9 protein-coding genes are annotated in these 16,748 nt (G+C 55.2%); 3 read left to right on the top strand and 6 right to left on the bottom strand.

Features of this window, described 5'->3' with window-relative positions; translation table 11 throughout:
* Window positions 1–13 precede the first annotated feature (13 nt).
* Together CGZ80_RS12365 and CGZ80_RS12360 are read right to left on the bottom strand one after the other, a co-directional pair.
* Complete coding sequence (locus tag CGZ80_RS12365) at window positions 14–646, bottom strand: response regulator (protein WP_094414781.1); 633 nt, start codon at window positions 644–646, stop codon at window positions 14–16.
* A gap of 925 nt (window positions 647–1,571) precedes the next feature.
* Window positions 1,572–2,570, bottom strand: coding sequence for a YdcF family protein (locus CGZ80_RS12360; RefSeq protein ID WP_094414779.1), 999 nt, complete (start codon window positions 2,568–2,570; stop codon window positions 1,572–1,574).
* 420 nt (window positions 2,571–2,990) lie between these two features.
* On the opposite strand from CGZ80_RS12360, the gene CGZ80_RS12350 reads away from it, so the two are divergent.
* Window positions 2,991–6,710, top strand: coding sequence for a PVC-type heme-binding CxxCH protein (locus tag CGZ80_RS12350; protein ID WP_094414775.1), 3,720 nt, complete (start codon window positions 2,991–2,993; stop codon window positions 6,708–6,710).
* 178 nt (window positions 6,711–6,888) lie between these two features.
* Here the strand turns inward: CGZ80_RS12350 and CGZ80_RS12345 are convergent, their stop codons facing one another.
* From CGZ80_RS12345 to CGZ80_RS12330, 4 genes are read right to left on the bottom strand one after another with little or no spacing between them, the layout of a single operon-like run.
* The gene (locus tag CGZ80_RS12345) at window positions 6,889–8,073 is read right to left on the bottom strand and encodes an aminotransferase class V-fold PLP-dependent enzyme (protein WP_094414773.1); all 1,185 of its coding nucleotides are present in this window, start codon (window positions 8,071–8,073) and stop codon (window positions 6,889–6,891) included.
* A complete protein-coding gene (locus tag CGZ80_RS12340) occupies window positions 8,070–8,513 on the bottom strand; it encodes a molybdenum cofactor biosynthesis protein MoaE (RefSeq protein ID WP_094414900.1) in 444 nt (147 codons plus the stop codon). Before CGZ80_RS12340 ends, CGZ80_RS12345 begins: the two co-directional genes overlap by 4 nt.
* Window positions 8,514–8,542: 29 nt before the next feature.
* Window positions 8,543–8,791, bottom strand: a complete 249-nt coding sequence (locus CGZ80_RS12335; RefSeq protein ID WP_094414771.1) for a MoaD/ThiS family protein — start codon at window positions 8,789–8,791, stop codon at window positions 8,543–8,545.
* Window positions 8,792–8,795: 4 nt separating this feature from the next.
* Window positions 8,796–11,777 carry an anaerobic glycerol-3-phosphate dehydrogenase subunit C gene (locus CGZ80_RS12330; RefSeq protein WP_094414769.1) on the bottom strand — a complete coding sequence of 994 codons (2,982 nt, stop codon included), beginning with the start codon at window positions 11,775–11,777 and terminating at the stop codon, window positions 8,796–8,798.
* Window positions 11,778–12,082: 305 nt separating this feature from the next.
* Between CGZ80_RS12330 and CGZ80_RS12325 the strand changes: the two genes are divergently transcribed.
* Window positions 12,083–15,451 (top strand): PVC-type heme-binding CxxCH protein, encoded by a 3,369-nt coding sequence (locus tag CGZ80_RS12325; RefSeq protein ID WP_094414767.1) that lies wholly within the window; start codon window positions 12,083–12,085, stop codon window positions 15,449–15,451.
* Between the two features lie 63 nt (window positions 15,452–15,514).
* The gene (locus CGZ80_RS12320; protein WP_143543897.1) at window positions 15,515–16,693 is read left to right on the top strand and encodes a c-type cytochrome; all 1,179 of its coding nucleotides are present in this window, start codon (window positions 15,515–15,517) and stop codon (window positions 16,691–16,693) included.
* The last annotated feature ends 55 nt before the right edge of the window (window positions 16,694–16,748 follow it).

Raw genomic sequence — 16,748 nt, 5'->3', positions numbered from 1 at the left:
AAGCAGGGCTTAGTTAGACGAGGTTACGTCGAACGGCCCAAACAGCAGCTTGTGTGCGGTCGGTCACGCCGATCTTGCGCAGGATGTGCTGCACGTGCTCTTTGACCGTTTCGTAGCTGATACCCAGCATCTTTGCGATTTCTTTGTTGGTCAGTCCCTGTGCCATCTGGCGCAGAACTTCGCTTTCGCGATGGGTCAACGGGACATCCAAGTCTTGGCTCAAGCGTGGCGTCGCCAAAGCACCGGTCACGCGACGCAATTCTTCGCGGGTCCAAGCGGATTCGCCGTTTGCTGCAGTCGTCAACGCATCGATCAATCGCTCTTTCGGAGCCGACTTGAGGACATAACCTGCAGCACCCAGTGCAACGGCACGAGCGATGTAGGTTGGGTTGTCGTAAGCCGAGTACAAAACGATTGGGAGGTCAGGATAATCCAGTTTCAGTCGACCCAGCGTGTTAAGGCCGTCACCACCTTCCATTCGAATGTCCATCAGGACGCAATCGGGGGTCGACTTCTCAACTTCGGCGATTGCTTCGGCAGCATTGCATGCTTCCGCCGCAACGACCAAGTCTGTTCCCTCAAGCATCGCTTTCAGGCCCATCCGAATTACCAAGTGATCGTCCACCACTAACACATTCTTACTCATTGATTCTCCTAGCTCTTGGGGGGTAAAAGCTTTCCAGGCTCATTGAACGAGTTGCGAGTAGGTTGGCTCGTTCAGGTAAACTCTCTCAGTCATAAACATTTATTATCGTCCATAAGCGGCGTCATCAAAATGATGCACCCCGCCTCCAGTTAAGGCATTGTCACCACCCAAATCTCTGTCCCCCGAATTGAAATTATCCCAATTCGGGTGAGTATGCGGTCATAAAACGCGGTTAAGGCCAAAATGTTCCGCGAACCTCAACTGGATCTCTTCTGCTACAACCAACACCTGGAGGCAATCAGCCTGCCCAGATTGGCCGGTTGTAAGCAATTAACGAACGCTCTGCGTTCAAAATTCGTGAAAAACGCGAATTTCCGACAGAGTTTATGTTCGCTTCTTCCGTTTTTCAGTTTATTGGCGGGTGTCCGCCGGTAGTTTTCACAAGAAAACCCTTCTGTAGCGGAGTCCCGACACCTCATTGTGGCAAGGGGACCAGCCTACATCCGTTCAAAACCGTAACAAATTATTCAACCTCCCTCCATCGGATCCCATGGGCCGTTTTGGCCAAGGGTGTCCCCATCGGTGCCTTACCGTTGTATGGGGAGTGATGGCCACAACAATGGCCCCCCACACAAGCGCCCCCGATGCCGTTCGAGAAGCAAGCCCCGGCACACTCTCGGTAGCAGGGGCAAGCACTCCGTTTGATCTCACTCCCACGCGTGCATACACCTCGCCGCTGCTTGGCTGTGCACTTTGTTAACACCTTCCCTTCTTAGAAGGAGTATTACCCAGGTCAGCAGAGGACCTTTCAGTGAAAGCAATACAAGTATGATAAGGCGAAGCCTCGCCAGTCGCGCCAACAGAATTTCACATGCCGACGTTTTTCGAAGAACCGTGACAGACGGCTTGGGCGACGGGCAATCCATCACCGGCCCACTAGCGAAGCGAGAAACGTTTTGCAAACAGACGCCATCTTGCTGCCAGCGCTCGCATTGGGGATCAATTGGCGAGGTGTCCAGTCGTTATCTGAGGAACTGAAACCGCAAGGGATCGGGGTGAACTCAATGCCCTGTGTTTCGGCAAGTCGCAGTGCTCGCTTGATGTGATACGAACTTGTCACCAGACCAAGACGCCTGGAGCTGTCCTGTGACTCTGTTGTCGCAGCTTCGTCGGTGGAGCCAACATGCTTGAGCCAAGTCGCTGGTGGATCACCCAAGAAAGTTTTCATGGACTGCATTTCCTGCGATGTATTTTCACCAGGAATTTCAAAGATGATTTCGTCAGGGACGCCCAGCGACACCAGCAGTTCGCGGCCAAGAACCGAAGGGTGACTGTCGCCCATGTGGGCGGTTCCGGTGCAGATGATTGTTCGCGTTTTACCTGAGTACCAGAGTTTGGCGACCGTTACCAAGCGTTCCCCGTCGGCATTGACTTGTGCTTCACCAAACTGGTTGCGGACCGCGTAGCCCCCGAGCAAGACGACGGCGTCGAGAGGCTCGGTCACCTGGAGCATGGGGTTTTCGCTCAGTTCGAGTTCGGTCGTGCGATAGAAAACTCCGGCGATCATCGAATTGAAGAACGTCAGCAGAAAGACAAACACCATGGCGCAGATCACAGCCGCCAAGGTTCGCCGCATCTTCCAGAACGTGATCGCCCCAGTAAGCATCGCTAACCAGAGAAAGCCGGTTGGCATCACGAAGTCTGTCGCGCACCGCTCCGCTAACGCACGACCTCCGATTCCCCAGGTCCACGCGAAGACAAACGCCACAAGTCCTCCGGAGATCAGCAGCCCGGACAATAATGACCGCGTCCAGCTCTTGCGCCGCTCAATGCTGCTCGCCACGCTGCTGCTTTGAGGTACCGCCGATGTGTCATGATCCGTTGCCACCAATTGTGCCGGCGTGTTTAAGTCGGAGTGATTCATCTACTGCTTTATCAACCGCGAAAGTCTGGCTCGCAAACAAGGCGGGTCTTCCGGACCAACCCGTCACCAGCAGACTACCTCATAGAGTGGTATTGAAAAGGGAAGGGACTGAAAACCAGTCATCAGCTGCACGTCCTGAACAGATGGGTGGCGATCACAATTTGAAGACTGCTTTCAGTTGACTATGGATGATGCTTTTCTGAATAAGTTTGGTTCTCAGTCTCGGATGCGGCAGCGAAAAACGCCTTTTGGGTTATACTGCGGCGAATGACGACAATCTTGTCGTTCTCGCCCCCCTGCGGATCGACGGCAGCCGAACGGCGGCTTCTCGGCAGCATTGCCTGATCTGCACCGCCCACCTCCATCCTTGCCCGAAGCGTTCTTCAACTTCGGACATTGTTTTTATCGCAAAGGACGAACATGAAGCGATTGATAGGTTTATTCGTCACGCTGTCGCTGATTTCAGTGGCATCAAACACGACGACGCAAGCGGAATCGCCGCAACTTGATTTACGGAAAGGCCTGAAGTTGGTCGCCGTGGGTGGCTCGCTTGGCGAAAGGATGAATTTGTACGGGAACTTCGAAACACGGTTGCACCTGGCCAACCCCGAAGCCGAAATCGAATTTCGTAATTTCTGTTGGCCAGCGGACGAAGTGTCTGTCCGCCAACGCCCCAGCAACTACACCGACATTGATGATCCGCTGAAGGTCTTCGCGCCAGAAGCCTATCTGTGTTTCTATGGCACCAACGAATCCTATGCCGGTACAGATGCAGCTTCGGTCGCAGAATTCATCAAGCGTTACAAAAGCTATCTTCGCGAGGTCAACAACAAGTACTCCGGCAGCAAAGCTCAGTTTGTCCTGGTCAGCCCGGCCGCATTCGAGTCCACCGGCAACGCGCTGCATCCTGACGCGTCAGACCGAAATCACGCGTTGAAGCTTTACCGTGACGCGATCGAAAAGCTGGCGGACGAGATCAATGCACCGTTCGTTGACTTGTTCACCAAAACCGAACAAGCCTTCAACCAAGCACCTGGAACGCAGTACACCGTCAACGGGATGCACCTGAACGAACAAGGCGACGAACTTGTCGCCGAGCTGCTGGAGCAAGCGTTGTTCGACGCCCCAAATGGCCGTTCCGAAGGCGACTTTGAAACGGTTAAGAAATGGGTCAACGACAAGTCCTGGTTGCACTTGCAAGACTATCGCATGCTGAATGGTTGGTATGTCTATGGCGGACGCCGCACTTGGGATACCGAAACGTTCCCCAGCGAGTACCGCAAGATTCGCAACATGGTCTCGGTACGGGACCAATACATTTGGGACCTCTCTCAGAACAAACCCGTCGGTGCCGAACCAGACGATTCGCAAACCGGCGAAGTCGTTATCCCCGAAACGATGTTCGGCACGCGAGACGATAACTTCCGCAAGATGCGTGAACCCACCGAGTTGGTTTACCCCACGCCGGAAGAATCGATCGACATGATGAACGTTCCCGATGGGATGGAAGTCAAGCTGTTCGCATCCGAGCGTGAGTTCCCCGAGCTGGCCAACCCCAACCAGTTGGCATTCGATGCCAAAGGCCGCCTGTGGGTGTCCTGCATGCCGAACTATCCCCAGTGGCAACCCGGTGCGGCACCGCCCAGCGATCGCCTGCTGATTTTGGAAGACACCGACAACGACGGCAAAGCTGACAAGTGCACCACGTTCTATGACAAGCTGATCTGCCCCACAGGATTCGAGTTCTACAACGGCGGAGTGATGGTCGTTGACGAGCCACGTATTCTGTTCCTCAAAGACACCGATGGCGACGACAAGGCCGACGAAGTCACTCACCTGATCGATGGCATCGCCACCGACGATACCCACCACACCATGGGTGCGTGGGAGTTTTCACACGGTGGTTACCTGCACATGCTCGAAGGCGTGGCATTGTCGACGACATTGGAAACCCCTTGGGGGCCGTTCCGTAACAAAGGTACCGGCGGTGCCTATATTTATGACCCTAAGAACGGTCGCTTCCTGCACTACCGGACACCTGGATACGGGAACCCGTGGTGCTTGGTGTTCGACCAATGGGGCAACGGCATCATCGGCGATGGGACCAACGCACAACAGCACTGGATCTCGCCACTCGCCGGCAAGGAAATCAACACTCGAAAAACGCTGACCCCAGTCTTTGATAACCAGGGCATGCGTCCTGCGGTTGGCAACGAGTTCTTGTTGTCACGACATCTGCCTGATGAAATCCAGGGCCAATTCATTTATGCGTGTGTGATCAACATGCACGGACTGCCGCGCTTCGACCTGAATGCCCAAGAGGACGAAGCGGGTTACGAAGGCAAACGTATCGTTGACCTGCTGTCGTCCACCGACATGATTTTCCGGCCCGTCGATCCGAAAATCGGTCCCGATGGGGCACTCTGGTTCGGCGACTGGTGCAACGCCTTGATCGGTCACATGCAGTACTCGCAGCGTGACCCAAATCGTGACCACACCCATGGCCGTGTTTACCGTATGGTCAACAAGAATAAGCCGCTGTTGGAAAAGGTCGATTTGACCGACATGTCCGAAGCTCGCTTGCTAGAAGAACTGCTCGTACCTGAACTCCGCACCCGCTATCGCGTGCGTAGAGTGTTGCGTGATCGTGATCAAGCCAAAGTATTTGCCGCGATCGACAACTGGATTGCAGACACAACCGATCCACAACAGCTTTGCGAAGCGATGTGGATTCAAGAGAGCTTCCGCAAGGTCGACACGGCGCTGTTGGATCGAATCCTCGGCAGTGACAACCCAATGGCGCGTGCTGCCGCGATTCACACGATCACCAACGAGATCACACGAATCGATAACGCACACGACTACTTGGCAGAAGCCACCACCGACACGCACCCACGTGTACGATTGGAAGCCGTTCGTGGCATTAGTTTCCTGGACACGCCTGATGCGGTCACGTTGGCCTTGTCAATCACAAGCCAGCCAATGGATTACTGGTTGGACTACACGCTTGAGCACACGCTGCACGCACTCGAGTCGAACTGGGGCGGCAAGGAAAACGACGAAGACTTCCTCGCCAGCAGCTCTGATTCGGCGAAGGCGTACTTCAAACGTTATCGCCAAATCAACGGTCCTGGTGGAGCCGCCGTGTTGCCGCTGGAAATTGCCGAAGACGTCGACGCGTCCGAACGTAATCGAATGCGTGCGATCGGTACCCTCGCCAACCTACGCGGTGGTAACGCACAACGTGGCGAAGCGGTCTTCAAACAAGTTTGTTCGGTCTGTCACCAGATTGGTGACCTTGGCAAGAAGTTCGGACCAGAACTTTCCGACATTGGATCGCGAATGAACAAGTCTCAAATCATTCGTTCGGTCTTGATGCCCAACGCGGAAATCAGCAAAGGCTTCGAAACGGTCAACATTTTGACCGTCGATGGCGACACCTTTAACGGATTCGTCATCGCCAAAGACGAAGAGAAAATCACGCTCGGAATCGCAGACGGCAAACAGAAAACGATCTTGCTTGACGACATCGAAATCGAAAAGCCGATGAAGGCGAGCTCGATGCCAGAAGGCTTGGCAAAGCAAATTGCTCCCATCCAGTTCTTGGACTTGATCGAATACCTGACCAGCCGCAAGAACATGTTCAAAGTCTCGGAAAACGGATGGACCGGTGCGTCGTACCGCAATCCGCCGGAACTTCGTTCGTACGATGGCAGTCCCGAAGTCACCTTCGATGCCAGAATCAAATTCGGTCCCCACTTCGGAAACTCGAATTGGAATGAAGACCCACAATTGCTGCTGACCGCTGACTCGCGTCAAGATTTCGATTTTGCGTTCCATTCCGATCACGATGTCGATTCGCCGTACCTGACGATCCGCCTGGCAAAGCCAGCGAAGATCAAGCACTTGAAACTGGTCAATCGTAAAGAGAGCCAATTCCACCAACGTGCCGAAGGCTTGACGGTTTGGACCAGCAACGATGGCGAACACTTCGAAAAGGTCTGGGCCGCGGACGAGATGAAAGGTGAATGGATGATCGACTTCCCAGAGGGAATCGATGCCAAGTTCATCCGCATTGGCTTGGATGGCAAAGGAACATTCCACCTTTACCAAGTGATCGCATTCGGCGAAACGCTGTAGGCGAAATGAATTAAGCTTCGTTTAGACAAACAGCCACGGGCCATCCCGTGGCTGTTTTTGGTTTGCACAGAGCACGCTTGCAGGAGTTCGGATTCGTCGCCTCATGCTCCGCATTCACAGCGGAACGGAAAGCTACTTTCGCAGGCATAAAAGGCCTCACACGAAAAGCAACAGGACCCTAAACGGCGGTTAATTCTTGTAACGCGGCGATCAACTCGTCCATGTCTTCATTGGTCGTTGTAGTGCCACAACTTATTCGCAACGTCCCGTCGGGTGGCGAACCGATCGATTGATGGATCAACGCGGCGCAGTGCAATCCCGTCCGTACTTCGATCCCGAATTCGCTGTCCAAAATCGCTGCCGCTTCGTCAGCCGGTAGCCCTTCGACTTCGACGCTTGCGATCGGTAAAACTAGCTCAGCCGGCTTACCAATGATTCGAATGCCCGCGATCGTCTCCAATCGCCGGTAAAGTTCAACGGCATGGCGCTGCAGGTCTGCGGCCCGAGTCGAAAGTGCGTCGTCAGGATTTCGATCCGCTCGGCAAGCTTTCAATCCCGCTAGCCAACCGGCAAACGCAGGGACATTCATGTTGCCTGCTTCGAAGGCTTCTGGGAAATGAGTTGGCATTTCCAATTGGTCCGATCGGCTTCCGGTTCCGCCAAAGATCAGCGGACGTAGTTGATGGTGCAGCGATTCGCGTAGATACAAGAATCCGGTTCCGAGTGGCCCCTGGCCTCCCTTGTGTCCAGGTGCGCCTAGTGCGTCCAGGTGATAGCGCTCGACATTGACCGGCAAATAACCAAACGATTGGGCGGCGTCACTGAAAAAGATTGGCTTGGTTTCGGGTGCGAACGCTTGCTTCAGTTTTGATCCGATTGCTTCGATTGGCTGCACCGCCCCGTTGACGTTTGCGGCATGCAGGATCGTGACAAGCCTAGTGTTTTGCTTGACTGCGTTCATGACGGCGTCTGCGTCCACGGATCCGTGCTTGTCAACGTCAACGATCGTTAACTCAACACCGCGATTTGTCGACAACTCATGTAGAGGACGCAATACACTGTTGTGCTCGGCCGCCGAGGTGACGACATGGTCACCAGATCGCAACAGTCCAAACAGGGCAAGGTTCAGTGCTTCGGTGCCACCGCCTTGCAGCGTGATCTCCCGGGCCGACGCGGCTCCGATCCAGTACGCGATTTCCGCACGTAGTTGACCAATGACTTTGGCCGCGTCCACGGAACTTCGATATGCCCCACGTCCAACGGAGGCTTCGGCGTGCAGCATGTGTTCGTGCATCGCTTCGATCGTAGCGATCGGCTTGGGCACACTGGTTGCGGCGTGATCAAAATAAAGTCGTCGTTTCATGGGTGGATCCACTCCGAAGACTCGTCTTGATACGTTTCGCGTTTCCAAATCGGCACGTCGGCTTTAAGCTGATCCATGATCATTGGAAGAGCGGCAAAGGTTTCGCGGCGATGGGCACTTGAGCAGCCGACCAACACGCTTGCTTCACCGATCGGAACGTTGCCGAGTCGGTGTACGATCACAACATTGAACAGATTGAACCGCTGTTTGGCTTCAGTCGCGATCCGCAACAATTGTTGACGCGCCATTGATTGATGGGCTTCGTAGTACAGCGTCTTGGTGATGCGGATCACACCGGCATCATCTTTGGTTTTACGGCGAGTCACACCGGCAAACCAGCCGTGTGAACCGACATCGGGATCGCCGATCGCGTCGGACCACTGCGCCAATTCAATGGGAGCGTGTACTAGCCGGATCGTGATGACACCGTCCGCGTCCATGAAGTTTGTTCCGTTCAAAACTCGATTCATTAACCGCCGCTGACGGGCGGGATTAAGGCAAACTCGGCTGACGAAGTTTCGACGTTCCCATCGGAGTTGATGTAGGTCCCGTCGATGGCAAGGCGGCTGTGTCGGACCAACGATTCTGCTTGTGGCAACGCGACAGCGATCGCTTGGATCAGATCGCCGGCCACAATGGGTTGCGTGAGTTCGACATCGATCGAATCGCTTCCGGCCGCGTCACGAAGGCCGGCAAATAACAACACGTTAAATTTCATCAGGTTAGCTTTCCTGCGTCAGTCCTAGCTGCTCGCCAACTTTTGGGAATCGCCCATAAGCATAGGCGAGTAGCTTGATCGGATGGACGGTTCGCATTCCGGCGGCGTGTTCGATTTGCATCTTGCAGGCACTGCATTCGGTCGACGCGATCGGGATGCCGCTGGAACGCATCGCCGAGATCATTGGCCAACCGATGCGCAAACTGTTCCGGTAGTTACGTCGCTGCAGTCCCCAAGTTCCGGCCATCCCGCTACAGCCGCCTTCGACATGATCGACGTCGAGTCCGGGAATCAGGTTAAGCAACTGTACCGCGGCCAAATCGGGATCCAAGACCCTTAAATGACAGGGACGATGATACGCGAAGTGCACGGGGACTTCGTTCAATGATCGGTCCAGTTTTCCTTCGCGATTGAGCTCGACCAAAAAATCGCAAGCCTCATAAGAGTGTTTGGCAACGAGGTAGGCGTCTTCGTCGTCGAAGAGGTTTGGATATTCGTGTTTCAGGCACAAGACCGCTGACGGTTCGGTCGCGACGACCGTGTAGCCGCTACGAATGGCTTCTGCCAGCAGTCGTAAATTGCGGCGTCCGATCCGGCGCGCGCCTTTTAGATCACCCGCAGTGATTCGTGCCATCCCGCTGCCGGATTGTGACGTCGGAACGTACAACCCGATACCGTTTTGTTGGAGCACTTCGGCGAGCGCACGGCCGATGTCGGGATCGTGATAATTCGCATAGTGATCGACAAAATACAGCACCTTGGTGCCATCGATTTCACTGCGTTTGGTCCAGCGTCGTCGCGCGGCATAACGAATGAAGCTGGTTTCGGCGATCGACGGCAGCTCACGCGACGAAACCAGCCCGAACAGTTGCTCTGCCAGCCAGCGTGCCACGCGATTTTGTAAGACAAAATTGCTGATTCGTGGCAATCGCGATCCTAGACCAGCGATCGTATCAAGCCTAGTGAATAACCGATCGGACAGTGGCAAGCCATTGGTCGAAACATAATGCGCTTTGAGCTCGCCGACGATTTTTGGGATGTCCACGGTGGCCGGACATTCGACGCGACACTGGTGACAGTTGAAGCATAGGTCGGCGACGGACTTGGCACGTTCGCCGGCGAGCGATTCGACGTCGATCTTTCCGCTTAGAACGCCACGCAACAAATTTGCCTTCGCCCGCGGCGTTGCTTCCTCAATTCGCATCGTCCGATACACCGGACACTGGCGTTCGTTCATCGCCGTCGTCCGGCAGCGACCACAACCGTTGCAAGACTGGGCAACTTGGTCGACCATTTTGTTTGCCGGCCACTGCTGCATGACGGGCAACTCGGGCACCGTCCGATTCTGAAGTCGTGATTCTTGCACCACGCGTTCAGAAGGTTCGATCAGCGTTCGTACGGGTGATACGACACGGATGGAATCGCCAATTGGACGAAGGTTCTCGTCTGGCTGTTGCAGCACGGCGCCGAACAGTTTGCCCGGATTCAGGCGATGATGTGGATCAAACAATCGTTTGACCTGTCCCATTGCCAACCAGAAATCACCGAACTGCCGCGGCAACAATGCGCTGCGGCTCAATCCTGCGGCATGTTCGACAGAAACTTGGCCGCCCATTTTCCAGACGACTTCGGCGACATCATGCGCGACTTGTCGAATCTTGTTGCGGTCTTCGGCCAGCGATAAATCCAAGAACGGACGCACGTGCAATTGCCCATGTCCGGCGTGAGCAAACACGGTTGACGTGCATTCATGATCACGCAGCGTTTTTTGAATCGCGATCAGCGCCTCGGGTAAACGTTGCGGATCGACGGCGATGTCTTCGGTAAACGGCACCGGCATTTCGCGGCCCCGCAACCGTCCCAGCCGTGGTGTGACCCGCCGGCAAAGTTTCCAGTATTGGTCGCGAGCTTTTTGATCGGTTGTCGAGGAAACTTTGAACGCGCCGTCGGGACCTCGCGTCAGCTCTTGCTTGAGCAATTCGATTCTGTCTTTCAGCTCTGCTAACGAATCGCCTTGTAATTCCAAAAGCAACATCGCCTCGGCTTCACGCGGCAGCATGCTTTCGAATTGGCGTTCGGTTTCGCGGGCGATCCCAAGCAATCGTCGCCCGATCATGTCGCAGGCAACCGGGCCATGCTTCAGTGACACGACCGCGCTTCGGGCGGCGGATTCCAAGCGATGAAAGAACAAAGCGACCACACCCCGATGCTTGGGGATCGCTTCGGTTTTGACCGTTGCTTCGACGATCAGAGCTAAGGTGCCTTGGGTTCCACAAAGAAACTTTGCTAGGTCGACGTTGTTGTGTTCGTCGATTACGTCGTCGAACCGGTATCCGCTTCTTGCCGGGGCACCATTTTCTTGGGCAAGGATACATTCCCGATGTTGATCTCGAATCCCGACAAGACCGCGTGCCAACCGGCCAGCGATACCGCGTTCGGTCGGATGATGTCTCGAAACATCCAGCAGCTCACCTTCCATGGTGACGACGCGGAGCGAATGGACATTGTCCCGTGCCGAACCGCTGCGTAGGAAATGGCTTCCCGAGGCGTTGGTCGCCAAGACACTTCCTAGTGTGGTGATGCTTCGCGTCGCGGGGTCAGGTCCGAACCAACGGCCCGAGGAGCGGATCGAACGATTGAGTTCGGCCAGGGTTGTGCCCGCTTCGACGACGACGTGCCCGTCGTTTCGGTCCATCTGCATTCGCCGCATGTACCGTGAAAAGTCGAGCACCAGCCCAGGCCCGATCGATTCTCCGGACACGCCGCTTCCTGCCCCACGCGGATGGAGCGGGACGTCATGCTCGGAAGCATAGCGGACAATTGCGACGACGTCGGCAGCAGAGCGTGGGCGAATGACACCGATGGGTTGCAGTTCGTAGATGCTCGCATCGGTCGAATAAAGCGTCCGCGACACGTCATCGCACAAGACATCACCGCGCACGATCCCGCGCAAGTCGTCTTGGATTCGTTGCCGGTCGATCTCCATCGCTGTCCTAACGTTGCATCAATCAATGAGTGCCGTTCACGCAAGAAAAGATGTCACCGTGCCGGCCACTACAGCTTACTCCCAAACGCCCATTCGGATCGAGCCCCGGTGGACTTTCCCACGGCGGCCAGCGTTCACCGTTTTGCAGGGACACCCATTTGGATTGCTGACGCCCATACAGGTAGGACGCCACAAATATTGTTAAACTGACGACAGGGCAAAGATGCTTGCCTTTGCAGCAATCACTCGCTGTAAAAATCCAATCGACCTCCCACCCTTCCCTCCCCCCGAAAGGCCTTTTCGAAATGATGCGTCGACATCGTTACTGGGCGATGATTCTATCCGTCCAACTCGCACTCTTGTCCCAAACCTTTTCTGGTGCGGCCGATCCAAAACAGGTTTTGATGGTCGCCGGCGCTCGATCCCACAACTATGGAGCTCACGAGCATTTCGCCGGTCTGCGAATCTTGCAAGACGCGATCGAAAGCAGCTCGGATGCCAAAGTCACCGTTGTCCGCCAATGGCCCACCGAGGACCAACTAGCGGCTGCCGACACCGTCGTCATTTATTGTGACGGTGGCGGGGGACACATTGCCATGTCACACCGTGACGAATTGCGAAAACAACTCGAGCGTGGCTGTGGTTTGGTGTGCTTGCACTACGCCGTGGAAATGGTTCCCGGCAAACCGGGTGACGACTGGGTCGACATGTTGGGCGGACACTTCGAGGTCCACTACAGCGTCAACCCGCACTGGGAAGCACACTTCGAGAACCTGCCCGATCACGCGATCACGCAGGGAGTCGAGTCATTCCAGGCCGACGACGAGTGGTATTTCCATCTGCGATTTAAAGAGGGGGCAAAGATCACACCGATCCTTGCCGCCGTCGCCCCAGAACACACGATGAGGCGGGCGGATGGACCACACAGTGGTAACCCGATCGTTCGGAAAAGCGTCGCCGCGGGCGAACTGCAAACGGTTGCTTGGGCATACGATCGTGCTGATGGCGGCCGATCATTTGGATTTACCGGTGGCCACTACCACTGGAACTGGGGCAATGACAATATTCGCCGCTTGGTGACGAACGCGATCCTTTGGACCGCAAAGGCAGACATTGAGAGTGAAGGCGCTAGCCTAGGCAAAAAGCCAGTCGGAATCGATACGCTGCTGGAAAACCAAGACTACGACCAACCGCAGAACTTCAATCCACAGCAGGTGATCGAAAAGTTTCACCTCAAAGCAGAAGCGGTAGAAAACGACTCTGCCAAAAAAACGTCAGCGAAACCGCGCAAGCTGTTCTCTAGCGATGTGGTTAACGCTCGCGTTCAAGGCCACCGCGTCGACATCGACGTTGAGTTGAAAGGTGTCCGTGATTTGTACTTGGTCGCCGATGACGGCGGCGACGGATTCGCGTGTGACTGGGCTGACTGGATTGATCCAACCCTTCACGGTCCCAAGGGCGACCTCTCGCTCGTCGAACTCGGATGGAAAAAAGCCACAACGGGCTGGGGCGATGTCCGTAAAGACGCGAACTGTCAAGGCCAACGTTGGTCCGTCGAAGGCCGCAGTATCGGACGCCATGCGATCGGGACGCACGCCAACAGCGTGATTCATTTTCAAATCCCCGAAGGTTATACGAAACTGACTGCAATCGGCGCGATCGATGACTCCGGAACGAATCAAAACAACGGACAAACGACCAGCGTGCGATTTCAGGTTTACGCTGACGCGGTTCCCAGTGCGATCGGTTCCGTGGCCCGCAATAGCAGTGACGGCGCACAGCGTGAACCAGAAAACGCTGTGCACGGCATCAGTGTTGCTGAAGGCTTGGAACTGACTCTTTCGGCAAGCGAACCTGTCCTGAAAAGCCTGACGAATTTGGACATCGACACACAGGGACGTGTCTGGGTCTGTGATGTGATGAACTATCGAGGAAATAACGGTTCACGACCTGAAGGCGATCGGATTTTGATACTTGAAGATACCGACGGTGACGGCGTGATGGATAAAACCAAGACGTTCTATCAAGGTCGCGAGATCGACTCGGCAATGGGAATCTGTCTGCTGGACGGCGAACATGGCCGCGAAGTCATCGTGACAGCTTCACCGAATGTATGGCGATTCGTGGATGCCGACGGTGATGACGTTCCCGAACAAAAGACGGCGATCTTTACCGGCGTAGGGAACCCACAACACGACCACTCTGGTCACTCGTTCCTGTTCGGTCCTGACGGGAAACTGTATTGGAACTTCGGTAACACTGGCAGCCAAGTCAAAGACGCAGAAGGCAACACGGTGATCGATATCCACGGTCGTCCCGTTGTCGACAACGGCGCGCCGCTGTTCGGCGGGATGCCATTCCGCTGTGACCTCGACGGATCGAATTTCGAAGTGCTTGCGCATAACTTCCGCAACAACTGGGAAACGACAATCGATTCGTTCGGAACGCTTTGGCAAAGTGACAATGACGATGACGGTAACCGTGGCACACGGATCAACTTCGTGATGGAACATGGTAACTATGGCTATCGAGACGAAATCACTGGTGCCGGTTGGCAAGAAGACCGCATGAACATCGAAGATGAAATCATGCATCGCCATTGGCACCTTAACGATCCTGGTGTGGTTCCTAACCTACTGCAGACAGGAGCCGGGTCGCCGAGCGGTATTTGTTTCTACGAAGGACGCCTGCTGCCGAAACGTTACTGGGACGAAATCATCCACTGTGATCCAGGCCCAAACGTTGTTCGGGCTTACCCGACGGTGGAAAAAGGCGCTGGGTACGAAGCGACCATCGAACCGATCTTGACCGGCGCCGAAGATCGATGGTTCCGCCCAGCTGATGTGTGTGTGGCGCCTGATGGGTCGTTGTTTGTGACCGACTGGTATGACCCAGGCGTTGGCGGGCACCGCCAAGGCGACTTGGACCGCGGTCGCTTGTTCCGTGTCGCGCCACCAAACACGAAGTATGTTGTCCCGTCGTATGACTACAGCACTGCCGCTGGCGCAGTCGAAGCTCTGCAGAACCCAAGCTTGTCAGTACGGGCGCGGGCCTGGCAATCGCTGCATGCGATGGGAAGCGATGCAGAAGAAGAACTCGTCAAGCTCTTTCAAAATTCTGATGCACGGTTTCGCGCCCGAGCTCTCTGGTTGCTTGGCAAAATCGAAGATCGCGGACAACATACCGTCGAAGAAGGTTTGGCCGATGCGGACGAAAACGTACGGATTGCCGCGATCCGTTTGGCAAAACAACTTACCGAAGAACCATCCAAGTGGCTTGGTGCGGCGGTCAACGATGAATCGCCAGCCGTGTGGCGTGAACTCGCGATTGCGATCCGATTCGACAAGTCTGACGCGATGCCAGACCAGTGGGCGCAGCTCGCGACGCAGTACGATGGCCAAGACCGCTGGTATCTGGAAGCACTCGGCATTGGCAGTGATGTTCGCCCGGTTGAATGCTTTGACGCTTACTTGAAAGCCGTCGACGGACGCTGGGACACACCCGCGGGACGTGACATTGTGTGGCGAACGCGAGCGCCGAAAGCCGCGGAAGCGATGGTCTCGCTGATTGCCGATCCATCACTTCCTTTGGAAGAAACCGACCGGTATTTCCGAAGCTTGGAATTCCATGATGCGAATGTTCGCACCGAGGCACTGCGACGTTTGATTCCTTGATCTGGGTTTGATCGATCCTTGAATTCGAACACAAGCCATCACCATACAAGTCACCCACTGAAAATGTTTAACCCACTTTCCAATCGTTTCCTTGCCAAACGTCGAGCGACAGTAGCGCTCGCATTGCTAATGACCAGCAGTGTTACGGCACTGCGCGCCGCAGACAATGACTTATCCGATGAAGCCCTCGCCCGTCGCGATGCGATCACGGTCCGAGCGATCGAGCGGATGCAGGATTTTGACTATCGGAAGTATCCAAATGCCCGAGCAGCCGTTGAACGGCAAATCCGCCGCAGCCAAGGCACACCGGAATTCATCAAACTGGTACGCCGTTTCCGACCCGACGGAATCGACGAGCAACTTGCCGAGACGCTGCTCGGATCGGATCGCACCGTTGCGGTCGAATCCGCTCAGATGCTGTTGGAGATGCCCAGCGGCCGCAAGCTGATTCGGGCGATGCTCGGATCGGAAGACCAACAAGCTCAAGTCGCCGAGGTCCTAGGACTGCTCGGGAACGGGCGTGCGGTCGGTCTGCTGAGCGAACTGACAAGCCAGCCCGAACTGCCCTTCGAGCTTCGCCGCGCAGCCGTTGCAGGGCTTGCACGCAATCGTAATGGACAGGTCAAATTAATTGAGCAAGCCAAAGACAAATCGCTTGCCGGCGACACGCTCTTGATTGCCGGCGCGATGTTATCGCGAAGCGACGACGCGGGCATTCGAAATGCAGCCGCTGACGTCTTGCCACAGCCAGCACAAAAGGACGACCAGCCTTTACCACCGATCGATGAACTTGCGAAAACCAAGGGCGACGCGGCGGACGGACAAACGCTGTTTCGAAGTACGGCGACTTGCTCGAATTGCCACATTGTCAACGGATTTGGCAAAGACGTGGGTCCGAACTTGTCAGAGATCGGTAACAAGCTCTCGCGTGAAGCAATGCTAACCGCGATCTTGTTGCCCAGCGCAGGTATCAGTCACAACTATGAAAACTACGTTGTGCTGACAAGCGAAGGTCAGGTGATTTCAGGATTGAAGGTTTCTGAGACTTCCAAAGAGGTCGTCTTACGGACCGCAGACGCGATCGATCGCAAAATCCCTGCCGACGAAATCGAAACGATGAAGAAAAGTGAAAAGTCAATCATGCCAGAGAACTTGCATCATCTCTTCGGAGAGCAAGGCTTGGTCGACTTGGTCGAATACATGACCACACTAAAAAAGGCCACGGACACGCCGCAGCCTTAGCGGCCTGTTGGTTCTTGAACTTATCCTCTCCCAATGTCGCCTTGCGCTCTGCGAA

Origin of the sequence: Rhodopirellula sp. MGV, assembly GCF_002251265.1 — a bacterium.
In the GTDB taxonomy this organism is placed as follows: domain Bacteria; phylum Planctomycetota; class Planctomycetia; order Pirellulales; family Pirellulaceae; genus Stieleria; species Stieleria baltica_A.
The sequence above is the reverse complement of the archived record's forward strand: the minus strand, read 5'-3'. Positions and strand labels throughout refer to the sequence as shown.